We start from the raw sequence: 12,569 nt of genomic DNA on the forward strand, positions 1-12,569 counted from the left end.
ATTGAATTCATTACATGAAGCTGAAAAATTTGTTCCGTTTAGGCAACCGATAATAAGTTTAGTCGTTAGTCTTTTCAACGCAGTGAAAACAAACGTTACATATTTTATCCTTGTTTTAAAAAGAAAAATCCTTCTTGGCGCCTGCCTCGCTTTAATCAACAGAATCCTCAGCAAAGCGCCCAAATTTAGTGCGAAAATTAAACATTGCATCGAAACATTTTCGGTCTTAACGTCAGTTCTTGCTGGTCACAAAATGCACGATTAGAGCTTTTAAAATTGCTCTGAATGATGGACAGTGTAAAAACAAGAATGGTGCAGTGTGTTATTTATGTCGATTAAAGAGATAGCTACCCAATTGGATTTGTCGGTATCCACCGTGTCACGAGCACTAAACGATTACCCAGACATTAGCCCGAGAACCAAAAAACGTGTGTTAGAAGAGGCCGCACGACAGGGTTACCAATTAAAAGGCGCGGATGCGGCACATTGGGTGCAATCAAAGCGTGTGATCACCGCCATTATGCCAAACCAAGACATGCAATATCTCGACACCATTCTTTCGAAGGTGCTTGCTGGAACGCGACACGCTCTGCAAGCGGAAGGCTATTTGTTACAAGTGGTCGCAATCGACACTGGCAAACAGGAATTGAGTGAATTTGAACGCCTTGTTAAAGCCGGCGATCAAGACGGTTTCTTGCTCCTTCGCACTCGGGTCAACGACCCCAAAGTCCATCGTTTACTCAAGCTTAACGTGCCTTTTGTGTGTTATGGACGCACCGAACGGGCGACGCAGTTTGCTTGGTTGGATTTGGATAATTACCAAGTCGGCCAGTTAAGTCTCACCCGTCTCTTCGAGCAAGGTCATCGCCACATTGGCGTGATATCGGTCAGCGAGCGCTATTTTTTTGCCCACGAGAGACGCCGTGGTATTCAAGACGCCGCGACTCAGCTTGGACTAACGATCGCTCCCGAACACTGTCTAGAAGTTGGCTTTGATGAGGAAGAAAGTTATCTCGCCTGTGCCGAGTTCTTGATCCAGCATCCAAACATCAGTGCGCTGATTTGCCTTACCAGTACCAGCGCTCGCAGTGCCGCATTAGCGGTAACGCGCTTACACCACACCCAGCCCAACCACAAAACAGAGCCGGTGAGTGTAATAGGGTGTGATACCCCTGCCGATGAGCTGACCGCCAGTATGGGGATCACCAGCATTCAGCAAGCGCCACCGGGACACATTGGTGAGCAACTTGCCAAGATGATGGTGTCGCGCATCAAGGGAACTCCTGTAAAAGAGTTACAGGTCGTGCTAGCACCCGGAGTGGTGAAGACAGGCTTTTAAGCCCAAAAACGTTCGGAAAACTCGTATAAAAATAACATGAGGAAACGACAATGAATCAATCACTGACGATCGCCAGTTCCATTCTGCTCAGTGGCGTATTAATAAGCCCATTATCCAATGCGGCTACGGTCGAATTTTGGACAGCCCAAACCCAATCAGATCGACTGCAAACCATTGAGCTCTTGGCCAGCACTTTTGAAGCCTTAAACGATGGTGTCACCGTCAAGGTGGTGGGCGTAGACGAAAACGAAATGGCCACGCAAATGGCGGCGGCTGTTGCAGCAGGGACCACACCACAATTAATCGAAGTGAACTCTGAAATCATCATGGCATTAGGAGAAGAGGGCATTGTCGACACACAAACTCACCAAAGCGTTATTAATGACATCGGTAAAGGTCGCTTCCATACCGGTGCCCTAACCACCCTGACGTCTCCACAAGGACAATACTATGGTTTGCCGTATCATGGCTGGATTCAAGGCATTTGGTACCGCAAAGACTGGTTTGATGAAAAAGGACTCGCTGCGCCTAATACTTGGGAGAACATCGCAACCGCAGCCAAAGCCCTGACCGATAAAGCCAATAATCAATACGGCATCTTAGTTGGCACCAAGCAAGATAGCTACACAGAGCAAGTGTTCACACAATTAGCCCTGTCCAATAATGCCGCCGAATTCGATGCTGAAGGTAATTTAGTATTCAACAGCCCTGCGACCCTAGAAACCATCCAATATTATAAAGACCTCGCCCAGTATAATCCTCCGGGGCCACAAAATTGGCGCGCCCGAGATTATTACCTACAAGGTAAAATGGGGATGTTCTTCTATTCCACCTATATTATGGATGATTTGGCCCTTGCAGAAGTCGCCAAAGGCTCCTTATCCTCCGAAAACTTCAAAGAGTTAAGCGGTGGCACCTTCGATCCAGAACTGGTCAAAAACACCGCCTTTGCGCCCATCATTTCCCATAAAAGCGCAGCCTCTTACGGTACCTTGTCTGGCCTTGTCGCATTGAAAACCAACAACGCTGACGACACACAAGCCACTAAAGACTTCATTGAGTTTATGTACGATCCTGCCAGCTACATCACCTTCTTGCACATGGCGCCAGGTGGTATGAACCCTATGCTAAAAGGCATTGCCGAAGACCCAGCTTATTTAGACGATCCAAACGGTGTCTTCAAACTCTACGGTGCAGACAAAATGAAGCAGATCGTGTCAGGGTTTGATGACATTCGTTCTTTCTCCGTCGTCAAAGGCAAAACCTTCCCGGCTGCAGGCGCCATCTTTGCGAAGTCAGTGATCCCACGCATGATCTATGACGTGACCATTGAAGGACAAGATCCGCAAGTCGCACTGGACAGTGCAGAGGCGGAAATGAAAACCATCATGGGTGAATAGACAATAGACCCCCTCCCAGCCTCCCCCTTAGCAGGGGGAGGAGCAGACTGTTGTTATTCCTTCCTCTTATCTTCAAGAGGAAAGTTAGGTTGGGTTGTTATTCCTTCCCCTTAAGGAAGGGAGAGGAGCTGGCTGTTGTTATTCCTTCCTCTTATCTTCAAGAGGAAGGTTAGGATGAGGTTGTTATTCCTTCCCCTTATCTTCAAGGGGAAGGTTAGGATGGGGTTGTTAATTTTTTAACCTCTTCTAGCCAAGGACGGAGTAGGTCTAGGAAATTCCAGTTCCCTCCCCTTGTTAAGGGGAGGGCTAGGGTGGGGTCAAATATAAAAAAGGGAAGCAAGTATGTCTTCTGTCTTAATAAAAAATGAATCTAGATTGGGACTAAAACTGGTTGCTCCAGCGGTCGGTATCATAGGTCTGTTGGTGATCTACCCCATTTTATTCAATCTGTACCTAAGTTTTTTCGATGTGCAGCTCAATGGCAGTAAAACCTTTGTCGGATTGGATAACTATACGGAGTTGCTGGGGAATCCACGCTATTACCATTCGGTTGGCGTGTCTGTTATTTACCTCATTGGCACCGTCATCGGCACCACCGTATTAGGATTGGCGGCAGCCATTCTGATGAACCAGACCTTTCGTTTTCGCAATCTGGCCAGAGGCTTAATTCTATTGCCTTACTTCGCGCCGGTGATCAGCGTGGTGTTTGGCTGGCAATTCATTTTTGATCCCGTAAACGGCATTTATAACCATGTAGTAGTGGATGTATTGCACCTAACCAACGAAAGGGAAAACCTAATCGGCAACCCTGATTCAGCTCTGTTCGTGGTGATCTTATTCGATATCTGGAAACACTTCCCCATTGCCTATTTGCTTTTCTTAGCCAAGCTGCAAAGCGTACCGAAAGACTTATACGAAGCCGCCGCCATAGATGGTCAAAACCCGTGGGGACGATTTTGGCATGTCACCTTACCCGAGTTGAGGTTCGTCATTGCTACCGTGGTTTTATTACGTGTTATCTGGAACTTAAATCGCTTTGAAGACGTGTATTTACTCGCCCCAAATGTCGAGACCTTACCGATTTTCACCTATTACCAAGCCTTCGCAGGCATCGTCGATCAAGGCGCAGCAGCCGCTATTTCCGTAATTCAATTGCTGGTCTTGGTTGGCTTAATTTGGCTGTACGTTCGCAAAGTACTCAAGTGGTAGGAGACGACTCATGATGAATAAACGCACGCCCCTTCAATCCGTGATTTTGTATGCGTTAGTACTCGCCTTAGTGATCTTCTGCGTGTTTCCCTTTTTGCAGATTCTGTCAACGTCCCTGAAACACCCGATTGATTGGGGGAATCCCTCGCTCATTCCACGGATATTGCACTTGGACGCTTATAAGGAATTGCTTGGTTTAATGCCGCCAAAAGAAGTGGATGTGCCCGCCAGCATCCAACGTTTACTGGACAATCCAGCCTTGTCAGCAGAAAAGAAACAAATGCTACTGGCTAAATTCAGTTCAGGTGAGGATGTCTTCCCATTCGGACGTTATATGCTGAATACCTTTGTGATCTCTTTTATCACAGGGGTTTGCTCAACCTTCTTGGCATCCCTTGCGGCGTATGCCATTGCCCGTTTGCGCTTCCCTGCCCAATCTCTAATGGCCAATGGCGTACTCTTTGTTTATATGGTGGGGGGCGTCTTGCTGATGGTGCCACTCTACCAAATGAGCGTTAACGTAGGATTGGCGTCCAGCGCAGGCGGCACGATTTTCAGTTTGTTTTTAATCTATCTGATTCAAACCTTACCCGTCGCCATGTACATGCTCGGTAACTATTTCCGCACCATTCCTTTTTCACTGGAAGAAGCCGCCATGATGGACGGTTGTTCGAGGGTAGAAGCCTTCTGGCGCATTATCATGCCCTTATCCAAACCCATGTTGTTTACCGTGTTTATCTACTGTTTTGTCATCGCATGGAACGAGTATTTATTCGCCTCGGTGTTTTTAAAACAGTATCAAGATTTCCAAACCTTGCCACTGGCATTACAAACCCTGTTTACCTCTAAAAACGCTATCTGGGACCGCATCATGGCCGCCTCCATGCTGACCCTATTGCCTGTAGTAATTTGCTTCATGTTAGCGAATAAACATTTGTCCGGCGGTTTAACCGATGGCGGCGTGAAAGGCTAACGATTCCCTCCCCCTTAGCAGGGGGAGGAGTTGAGAACCACTGAGAGACAAAAATGTATGCAGAACGGCATCGGTTACGTCATACCAAAATTAGAAAGGAACTGACAATGAGCTCTGTGATTTTAAGAAACATCAACAAATCCTATGGCAATTTACCCATAGTAAAAAACCTAAATTTAGACGTAAAAGACGGTGAGTTCGTCGTGCTAGTTGGCCCAAGTGGCTGCGGGAAAAGCACCACTTTGCGCATGGTTGCAGGGCTGGAAGACATCACCCAGGGGGAAATCCAAATCGGTGACCGTGCCATTAACGATTTGCCGCCTCATAAGCGCAACATCGCCATGGTATTTCAAAACTATGCGTTGTACCCGCACATGTCGGTGCGAGAAAACATTGTGTTTGGTTTGAAAAAATCCGGTGCCGATGCCGCAACCATTAAACAGAGACTCACCGACGTGTCGGAAATGCTCAAGCTCAATGAATATTTAGACCGCAAACCGGCCGACTTGTCTGGCGGACAACGCCAACGGGTGGCTATGGGCAGAGCGTTGGCGCGTGATGCTGACGTATACCTGTTTGACGAACCGCTTTCCAACCTAGACGCCAAGCTGCGCCACCACATGCGTACCGAAATCGCTCGAATCCAGCATCAATACAACATGACAGCAATTTACGTGACCCATGACCAAATAGAAGCCATGACGCTGGGCGATCGAGTGGTTGTCATGCGCGACGGGATTGTTGAACAAGTCGGCACGCCGATGGACATTTACCTGCAACCCACCAACACCTTTGTCGCCACCTTTATTGGTTCTCCTGCGATGAATTTGATCGAAGCCAAACTAGAAGGTGAAGAGCTCGTATTCGATCAATACCGTATTCCTGCGGCAAAAATCGCCAATGTCGACATGCACTCACTCAGCGCTCACGACACCGTACTCGTCGGCATTCGTCCTGACTTTTTTGAAGACAGTGCCTTATCATCACCCAGCGATAACCTATTTGAATTCAATGACATACAAGTAGATCTAGTGGAAAACCTCGGTTTCGATAAGGAGATCCTCTTCAAACTCGGCGGCGAAGACGCCAAAGCCAGACTCGACCTACGCTCCCACGTAAAACGCCAAGAGCACATTTCATTATCTGTGGATCTAAACCGGGTTTTACTGTTCGACACCAGTACACAAGGCATGCTGCTGAATGCGGGAGAGGTTTGAAAGTGATTTGGTTAGGACGTTAGTGACCCACTCATCGAATAATTGATCAATGCTTGATGATTCTTGATCACCCTGTTTTCTGCTTGGATTTCAAAGCCCATTTTCAGGAAGAAAGCCTTAGCCACTTTACTCGCTTCCACGTACATGGTTTGACAGCCATGCTCTATCGCGGCGTTTTTCGCATAATGAAAAAGCGCCTTTGCCACCCCTCGACCTTGATAATCAGGGTGAACGTATAGGCAATCTATATGGCCATCTGGCTCCAACTCAATAAAGCCGATCACAACACCCTCAATGGTTGCCACAAACGGTCTGATTCTTTCTAACCGTTCTGTCCACATGGTGTAATCTGGCGGTGAGGGTGACCATGCTTCCAACTGTTCTGGTGAATAAACGTTTGTGCTGATTGCATGCACTGAGCGATGAAAAAGATCCGCGATGTCTTTTGCATCGGAGGTTTTGAAGTGTCGAATTTTCATATAATGACCTTAACCCATGAATATCGACGTGCTGAACCTTTCATTTCCTGCACAGTGTTACTCTTTTTCGGGATGGCTTTCTTAACAGTAAAAAAACAGACATTAAGACGACAGCTTCTCTACCAGATAATCAATAAAGACTCGCACACGCTCCGGCATGTGTTGTCCGCCAATGAAAACCGCATGAATCACTTCCTTGTCTTGAGGATTATAACCTTCTAGTAAGGGGATTAATTCACCTGATTTAATGGCATTTTCAATGTGAAAATTACCCACTCGTGTGATGCCAATATCCTGCATTGCAAGCTCCACTAAGGTGTCACCATTGTTGGCAATCATATTGCCAGAAATGGGCAAAATATAGTGTCGTCCCTCATCGCACATTGGCCAACCAGGTTCTAGGCGATTAAAACTAAAATCTAAACAATTATGCTGCTCAAGGTCGGCTGGAGTTTGCGGTACGCCCGCCTTTGCAAGATAGTTCGGTGTGGCCACTATGGTTCGCCCCGTTTCCCCTAAACGGCGGGCACTCAAATTGCTATCGGGCAACAGACCAAAGCGAATCGCAACATCGATGTGCCCCCCTTCCACGTCACTGATCAGATCACTGACTTCGATTTCTAGCTTAATGTCTGGATAGCGTTCTAAAAATTCCTGATATAAGGGAACCATAGTCAATCGACTGTGCGCGGCAGCGGTACTTATTTTCAGCAAGCCGCTCGGACGTGCTCGATTGGCAATGGCCGATTCGGTTTCTTCAAGGTCATTTAGAATGCGTCGTGCCGCCAAGGCGTAGGCGTCTCCCTCACTGGTCAAATGCAAATGACGCGTGGTTCGTACAATGAGTCGCACACCTAGTCGTGTTTCCAATCGCGTCATCATGCGACTCACCGCAGAAGGGGTTAATCCCATTTGTTTGCCAGCGGCACTCAAGCTACCTGTGGTTGCCACCTTCAGGAAGGTTTCCATTTCCGTGGTTTTATCGACTTTCAACTGTTTCATTTATGAATCCAATGCAAAAGAGATTGACACAAACCCTATCTATTCAAAGGAAGTATCTCCAGTTATATTCCTCACAATCATAAATCAACGGGAATTAAGATGAAAATGAACTTACCTTTATTGGCGTTAGCCATTGGGGCATTTGGCATAGGTGTGACAGAGTTTTCGCCCATGGGCATGCTGCCAACCATTGCAAATGACCTAGGCGTCTCCATCCCAACCGCTGGCATTTTAATCAGTGCATATGCTTTTGGCGTATTGGTCGGCGCGCCGATCATGACCTTGGCTTTTGCCAACCTACCGCGCAGACGTTTACTCCTGTTATCCATGGCAATTTTTACCTTGGGTAACTTAATCAGCGCACTTGCAGACAGCTATACGACCTTATTAATTGGTCGCATTATCACCTCGTTCAATCATGGTGCCTTCTTTGGGGTTGGCGCTGTGGTCGCCACCAGCATAGTGCCTCCCAATAAACGGGCAGGAGCGGTCGCGGCCATGTTTTCAGGCCTGACCTTTGCCACCATTGGCGGTGTGCCTTTGGCCAGCTACATTGGTAGCACTATCGGTTGGCGAGTCGCCTTTTTTGGAATCTCTATTATTGGTGTGATTACCATGCTTGCTCTGAGGTTCAGCTTACCGCCACTGGCCAATACGGAGAAAGCGAACATACGTCATGAGCTGAGTGTATTAACTCGCGGTCCAGTACTCGCGGCATTATTGCTCACCGTGGTTGGCGCCAGCTCGATGTTTACCGTGTTCACTTACATTGTGCCGATTTTGCAGCAAGAAACATTAGCATCCACCACCTTTGTTACCGCCATGTTAGTACTCTACGGTGTAGGGTTAGCTGTAGGGAATGTATTGGGGGGACGCTTTGCTGATAAATCTCTGTACGGTACGTTAGTTGTATCTCTGGTAAGCGTCACCGTATTATTACTGCTTTTCTCCATCTCCATGACATCGGCTTGGATAACCGCACCGCTGATCTTTTTCTGGGGCGTCGGCAGCTTTGCGGTGGTACCACCATTACAATCCCTTGTTGTACAGGAAGCCAGCGAGGCACCTAATTTGGCCTCCGCTATGAACATTGGCGCATTCAATCTGGGTAATGCGGTCGGTGCAGCGCTTGGTGGCGCGGTGATCAGTGCAGGACTCGGTTTACCTGCGGTATCTATAGCCGGTGCCGCCACCGCCATATTAGGGTTAATGATGACTGTCTTCTTAAATCGACGACGTCAGACCACGCAAGCTTTAGCATAAAGCTCCATAGTTCTCTGCTTCAACCTAAATCAAAAAGGCATAACCGTCGATCGTTTCATATCGACGGTTATGCCTTTTTTGATTAAAACTCATCTTGCCCTACTAACCGGCCTCGGCCTATGTGCTTGTTAAATCATCCGCACCCAACATAACCTGCTCCAGAGGTAGCTTCAAATGCTTTTACTCTGGTTCCATTTGCTAGGCAGTACTAGATAACGCTGCTTAAAGCGTTTTGAAAAATGACTAGGGTGTGAGTAACCTGTTGCCAAGCACACATCTAAAACCTTATGTCCTTGTTCTAGTAAATGCTTAGCGTTAGTCAGTCTTATCTCTTCTAAATAACGATGTACGGTAGATTGTACCGCCAGATGAAACCCTTGTTTTAATTTGCTTTGATTAATACCAACTGTCGATGCTAGTGATGCTATTGTCCAAGGTTGATCAAATTGATGTTCAATCAATGAAATAGCACTTTGGATTTTAGTATGGTCGGATTTACTTAACTGCAATGGAGTTTTAGTATCGTCAAAAGTGGTTAGAACGTGTGAAAGGGCTTCGAGAGCCTTGCTTTGAAGAAATAGGGATCTAGGAATACCCTCTAGCTCGCAGTAAAAAATCTGTTGGGAGATTTCTTTGAGTTTAAAAGAAGTTTTTTTGGCCAACATAGTGACTTTTGCGACACTGTGATTTTGTTCAAACATAGGGATTAGTCGATCAAGGTTCGCAATGCCAAAACTTGAGATATATTCTAGGCTGAAGCGGATGTCTAAACAATGAATGTGACTATCCTTTTTGAACAATGTTCTCCCTACGACTGGAGCAGCAGAATGAAAGACAACCGTCATCTCTGGCTTTATTGTTAATACTTCCCCAGTATCAATAGAAAGTTCCCCTTTACCGTCCAAAAATATTGCAATGCAAAATGTCGGAGGCCCTTCCGCATGAATGTCTTTGGAAGATTCTAAGTGCAGGTCTAACGTCGATATTTGTAAGTAATTACCAATCTGCTCTGTGATGATCCCTGCTGATGTAATTTTAGTCGCTATTGACTTGTGTAGGTCAGGAGGAGAGTTTGTCGTATAAATTGTTTCCATAAAAACACCAGAGTCTTGATGTAATAATTATATACAAATAGGAATCGTTTTCAATAAAGTTCGGAAAGCGATGTTTTTCAACCAAAAGTGTTAGTTTTCATTTTCTTCACTTCGCATAATCCTCAACCATATTAACTGTGGCGACTATTATGCAAAAACCTCTTTCCATTAACGTATCTTTCTTAGCATTCATTGGTGTTTTGTATAGCTTTCAAAATATTCTAGGGGCAATAACTTTTCAAGGAATGCCTGCTGTATTCAGGCAATCAGGAATACCACCAATACAAATAGGCTTTATTTATTTACTAATGCTGCCTTGGATTTTTAAGTTTATTTGGGCCGTGCCACTGGAAACATGGAGACAAAAGAAAGACCGAAGAACGAAGCGGCTCTTTCTAATGGTTAACAGTATGGCCATTATGGCGTTACTACTCCTAACCCTTACAACCCCCGATGTTGGCTTATATTTTATTTTTATCTGCCTCGCAATTATTGCGATGCTTTCCGCCACCGTTGACACGGCTTTGGATGGTTTTGCTATTAAAGAAAGTAATGCTTTAGATAAGAACTGGGTCAATGTAATGCAGATTGGAGGGGGCTATTTAGGATCGGTTGTCGGTGGAGGCCTATTTCTGTTGTTAGTAGGCCGATACAACTGGAAACTTGCTATTTATGCCATAGCAGTTCTATTACTGATGATGCTTTGTTATGTGTTATTTCAACAACAATCGGTTAAAGAACTGGGGCAGAAGGCGGCAAAACAGAGTCTAGGAAAAACCTTTGCTTCTAAGCAAGTTCAATATGGAATCTTCATTATTGTTATTGCTCAATTAGGTTTGAGATTAGCACAAGGGATGACGATGCCGTTCTTTATTGACTATGGTATTACGTTAACTCAATTGGGGGTTATTGGTAGCATTGGAGGAGTCGCAGCCAGTTTGATCGCCGTATTTCTAACGGGGTTATGGGTAACCCAAAAAGGCCCTTGGTCTGTCTTGCTTTCTTTATTAGCCGTTCAAATTTGCATGTATCTTGCCTTTTACTATCTCAGCCAGAAAGCCGAACTCACGTTCTTACAAACTTCCTCTTTATTATTGTTAAGCAGCGCTTGTGCCGCAGCCAGTTTTGTTGCCCTTTATAACCTATTGATGAAATTAACGTCGCCTGAACAGGCTGGTGTCGATTTTAGTTTGCTACAAGGTGTTGACACGGCAATTGCTTTAATAGCAGGCATTATCAGCGGCGCTTTAGTTCAATACTTGGGGTATCAAAATTACTTCTTACTTTGTGCTCTTACCAGCTTTAGCGCTTTAGTCGCACTTCCATTACTCAACAAATCTTCTTCCACTCTTAAGGTAGTTATTTAAATGAACAATCAAACAGTCGTCATTGTTGGTGCTGGTGTTGCTGGGCTGAGTAGCGCATGGTGGTTAAGCGAATTAGGTTGGAATGTGATCGTTATTGAAAAAAACTCTGATTTAAGAGCAAGTGGTTATATGTTGGGCTTGTCTGGACCGGGTTACAGTGCAATTGAAAAAATGGGCATGTTAGAGGCTTTGCAGAAACACCAATATCGTTATCAAGTTAACCACAACGAGTATTTCAATGCGAAAGGTAGAAAAATTTTCTCACTGAATATTGAGAAAATTTGGGGGAGCCTAAAAATATTGATGTTGTCTAGAACAGATTTAGTGAATGAGCTATACATCAAAGCAAGCGAAAAGAAAAATATAGACATTAAATTTAGCTGTTTGATAACGAATTTAGAGAATAATACAGACAATGTAAAAGTATGCCTTTCTGATGGCAACATCATAACTGCCGATTTGGTCATTGGCGCGGATGGCGTAAATTCTCAAGTTCGAAAAATACTATTTCCTAAACAAGACAATCAAAGCCGTGAGTATTTGGGCTATAAAGTAGCCGCTTTCGTGACAGACGAAGTTGCAAAGCAGGTTCAACATTTTAAATCCTTTTCTGAGCCTGGAAGGACTGTTGAGATTTATCCAGTTGGCGACAATAAATCTGCAGGACTGTACCTTTGGAAAAGTAGCAGCAACACAGTAATGACCTCTCCATCAACAAAAAGAGCCGAACTCGAGGCTCAATTTTCTAATTCACACCCTTTAATTAAGAAAAAAATCTCCTCACTCGATGACGCCTCTCCGTTATTTTTTGACAGTTTAGTCATGATTGATTTGCCGAAATGGTCACAAGGTCGTGTTGTTCTGATTGGAGATTCTGCACATTGTTTAACACTGTTATCTGGTCAAGGTGCAGGCATCACAATGATCTCATCTTACTTACTTGCAAAATCACTACAACGTTACGGCATAAATCAAGGCCTAGAAGATCATGAAAAGAGGCTCCGACCTGTAATAGTGAGACTACAAGAAAGAAGTCGAAAATTAGCAACTTGGTTTATTCCTGACTCCAAATTGAGTTTTAACCTTAGAAATATACTTGTGAGATTTATGCCAAATGCGTTGATTGGTTGGTTTTTCTTACGAGCGATTCGATCGGACATCACTGCGGCGTCCTTCGATGAAGCTGACTAGAAACTACATTTATTAGATAAGAAGAAGGTGTTGTA

11 protein-coding genes are annotated in these 12,569 nt (G+C 45.1%); 8 read left to right on the plus strand and 3 right to left on the minus strand.

What is annotated here, in order from left to right; genetic code table 11:
- Positions 1-328: 328 nt before the first annotated feature.
- From ACHUFM_RS05680 to ACHUFM_RS05700, 5 genes are all read left to right on the plus strand, one after another.
- The gene (locus ACHUFM_RS05680) at positions 329-1,339 is read left to right on the plus strand and encodes a LacI family DNA-binding transcriptional regulator (RefSeq protein WP_394180414.1); all 1,011 of its coding nucleotides are present in this window, start codon (positions 329-331) and stop codon (positions 1,337-1,339) included.
- Positions 1,340-1,389: 50 nt separating this feature from the next.
- Positions 1,390-2,739, plus strand: coding sequence for an ABC transporter substrate-binding protein (locus ACHUFM_RS05685; RefSeq protein ID WP_394180416.1), 1,350 nt, complete (start codon positions 1,390-1,392; stop codon positions 2,737-2,739).
- Positions 2,740-3,081: 342 nt separating this feature from the next.
- Positions 3,082-3,948: a carbohydrate ABC transporter permease gene (locus tag ACHUFM_RS05690; protein WP_394180418.1), complete on the plus strand. Its 867-nt coding sequence runs from the start codon at positions 3,082-3,084 to the stop codon at positions 3,946-3,948.
- A 10-nt stretch (positions 3,949-3,958) separates the two neighbouring features.
- Positions 3,959-4,921 carry a carbohydrate ABC transporter permease gene (locus tag ACHUFM_RS05695; RefSeq protein ID WP_394180420.1) on the plus strand — a complete coding sequence of 321 codons (963 nt, stop codon included), beginning with the start codon at positions 3,959-3,961 and terminating at the stop codon, positions 4,919-4,921.
- 107 nt (positions 4,922-5,028) lie between these two features.
- Positions 5,029-6,138 (plus strand): ABC transporter ATP-binding protein, encoded by a 1,110-nt coding sequence (locus ACHUFM_RS05700; RefSeq protein ID WP_394180422.1) that lies wholly within the window; start codon positions 5,029-5,031, stop codon positions 6,136-6,138.
- 11 nt (positions 6,139-6,149) lie between these two features.
- On the opposite strand, the gene ACHUFM_RS05705 is transcribed toward ACHUFM_RS05700, so the two are convergent.
- Both ACHUFM_RS05705 and ACHUFM_RS05710 read right to left on the minus strand, forming a co-directional pair.
- The gene (locus ACHUFM_RS05705; RefSeq protein ID WP_394180424.1) at positions 6,150-6,617 is read right to left on the minus strand and encodes a GNAT family N-acetyltransferase; all 468 of its coding nucleotides are present in this window, start codon (positions 6,615-6,617) and stop codon (positions 6,150-6,152) included.
- Positions 6,618-6,719: 102 nt separating this feature from the next.
- Positions 6,720-7,619: a LysR family transcriptional regulator gene (locus tag ACHUFM_RS05710; RefSeq protein WP_394180426.1), complete on the minus strand. Its 900-nt coding sequence runs from the start codon at positions 7,617-7,619 to the stop codon at positions 6,720-6,722.
- A gap of 99 nt (positions 7,620-7,718) precedes the next feature.
- Between ACHUFM_RS05710 and ACHUFM_RS05715 the strand changes: the two genes are divergently transcribed.
- Positions 7,719-8,882 carry an MFS transporter gene (locus ACHUFM_RS05715; RefSeq protein ID WP_394180428.1) on the plus strand — a complete coding sequence of 388 codons (1,164 nt, stop codon included), beginning with the start codon at positions 7,719-7,721 and terminating at the stop codon, positions 8,880-8,882.
- A gap of 170 nt (positions 8,883-9,052) precedes the next feature.
- Here ACHUFM_RS05715 and ACHUFM_RS05720 read toward each other — a convergent pair whose 3' ends face one another.
- Positions 9,053-9,976: a helix-turn-helix transcriptional regulator gene (locus ACHUFM_RS05720; RefSeq protein ID WP_394180430.1), complete on the minus strand. Its 924-nt coding sequence runs from the start codon at positions 9,974-9,976 to the stop codon at positions 9,053-9,055.
- Between the two features lie 149 nt (positions 9,977-10,125).
- On the opposite strand from ACHUFM_RS05720, the gene ACHUFM_RS05725 reads away from it, so the two are divergent.
- Both ACHUFM_RS05725 and ACHUFM_RS05730 read left to right on the plus strand, forming a co-directional pair.
- Positions 10,126-11,343, plus strand: a complete 1,218-nt coding sequence (locus tag ACHUFM_RS05725) for an MFS transporter (protein ID WP_394180432.1) — start codon at positions 10,126-10,128, stop codon at positions 11,341-11,343.
- Positions 11,344-12,534, plus strand: a complete 1,191-nt coding sequence (locus ACHUFM_RS05730; RefSeq protein WP_394180434.1) for an FAD-dependent oxidoreductase — start codon at positions 11,344-11,346, stop codon at positions 12,532-12,534.
- The last annotated feature ends 35 nt before the right edge of the window (positions 12,535-12,569 follow it).

Source organism: Marinomonas posidonica, assembly GCF_043643765.1.
GTDB lineage: Bacteria > Pseudomonadota > Gammaproteobacteria > Pseudomonadales > Marinomonadaceae > Marinomonas > Marinomonas posidonica_A.

Excerpts from the sequence above, each read along its gene's own strand:
- ACHUFM_RS05680 (WP_394180414.1), top strand. The coding sequence starts at position 329 with ATGTCGATTAAAGAGATAGCTACCCAATTGGATTTGTCGGTATCCACC.
- ACHUFM_RS05710 (WP_394180426.1), bottom strand. The coding sequence starts at position 7,619 with ATGAAACAGTTGAAAGTCGATAAAACCACGGAAATGGAAACCTTCCTG.
- ACHUFM_RS05725 (WP_394180432.1), top strand. The coding sequence starts at position 10,126 with ATGCAAAAACCTCTTTCCATTAACGTATCTTTCTTAGCATTCATTGGT.
- ACHUFM_RS05730 (WP_394180434.1), top strand. The coding sequence starts at position 11,344 with ATGAACAATCAAACAGTCGTCATTGTTGGTGCTGGTGTTGCTGGGCTG.
- ACHUFM_RS05690 (WP_394180418.1), top strand. The coding sequence starts at position 3,082 with ATGTCTTCTGTCTTAATAAAAAATGAATCTAGATTGGGACTAAAACTG.
- ACHUFM_RS05720 (WP_394180430.1), bottom strand. The coding sequence starts at position 9,976 with ATGGAAACAATTTATACGACAAACTCTCCTCCTGACCTACACAAGTCA.
- ACHUFM_RS05700 (WP_394180422.1), top strand. The coding sequence starts at position 5,029 with ATGAGCTCTGTGATTTTAAGAAACATCAACAAATCCTATGGCAATTTA.
- ACHUFM_RS05695 (WP_394180420.1), top strand. The coding sequence starts at position 3,959 with ATGATGAATAAACGCACGCCCCTTCAATCCGTGATTTTGTATGCGTTA.
- ACHUFM_RS05685 (WP_394180416.1), top strand. The coding sequence starts at position 1,390 with ATGAATCAATCACTGACGATCGCCAGTTCCATTCTGCTCAGTGGCGTA.
- ACHUFM_RS05705 (WP_394180424.1), bottom strand. The coding sequence starts at position 6,617 with ATGAAAATTCGACACTTCAAAACCTCCGATGCAAAAGACATCGCGGAT.
- ACHUFM_RS05715 (WP_394180428.1), top strand. The coding sequence starts at position 7,719 with ATGAAAATGAACTTACCTTTATTGGCGTTAGCCATTGGGGCATTTGGC.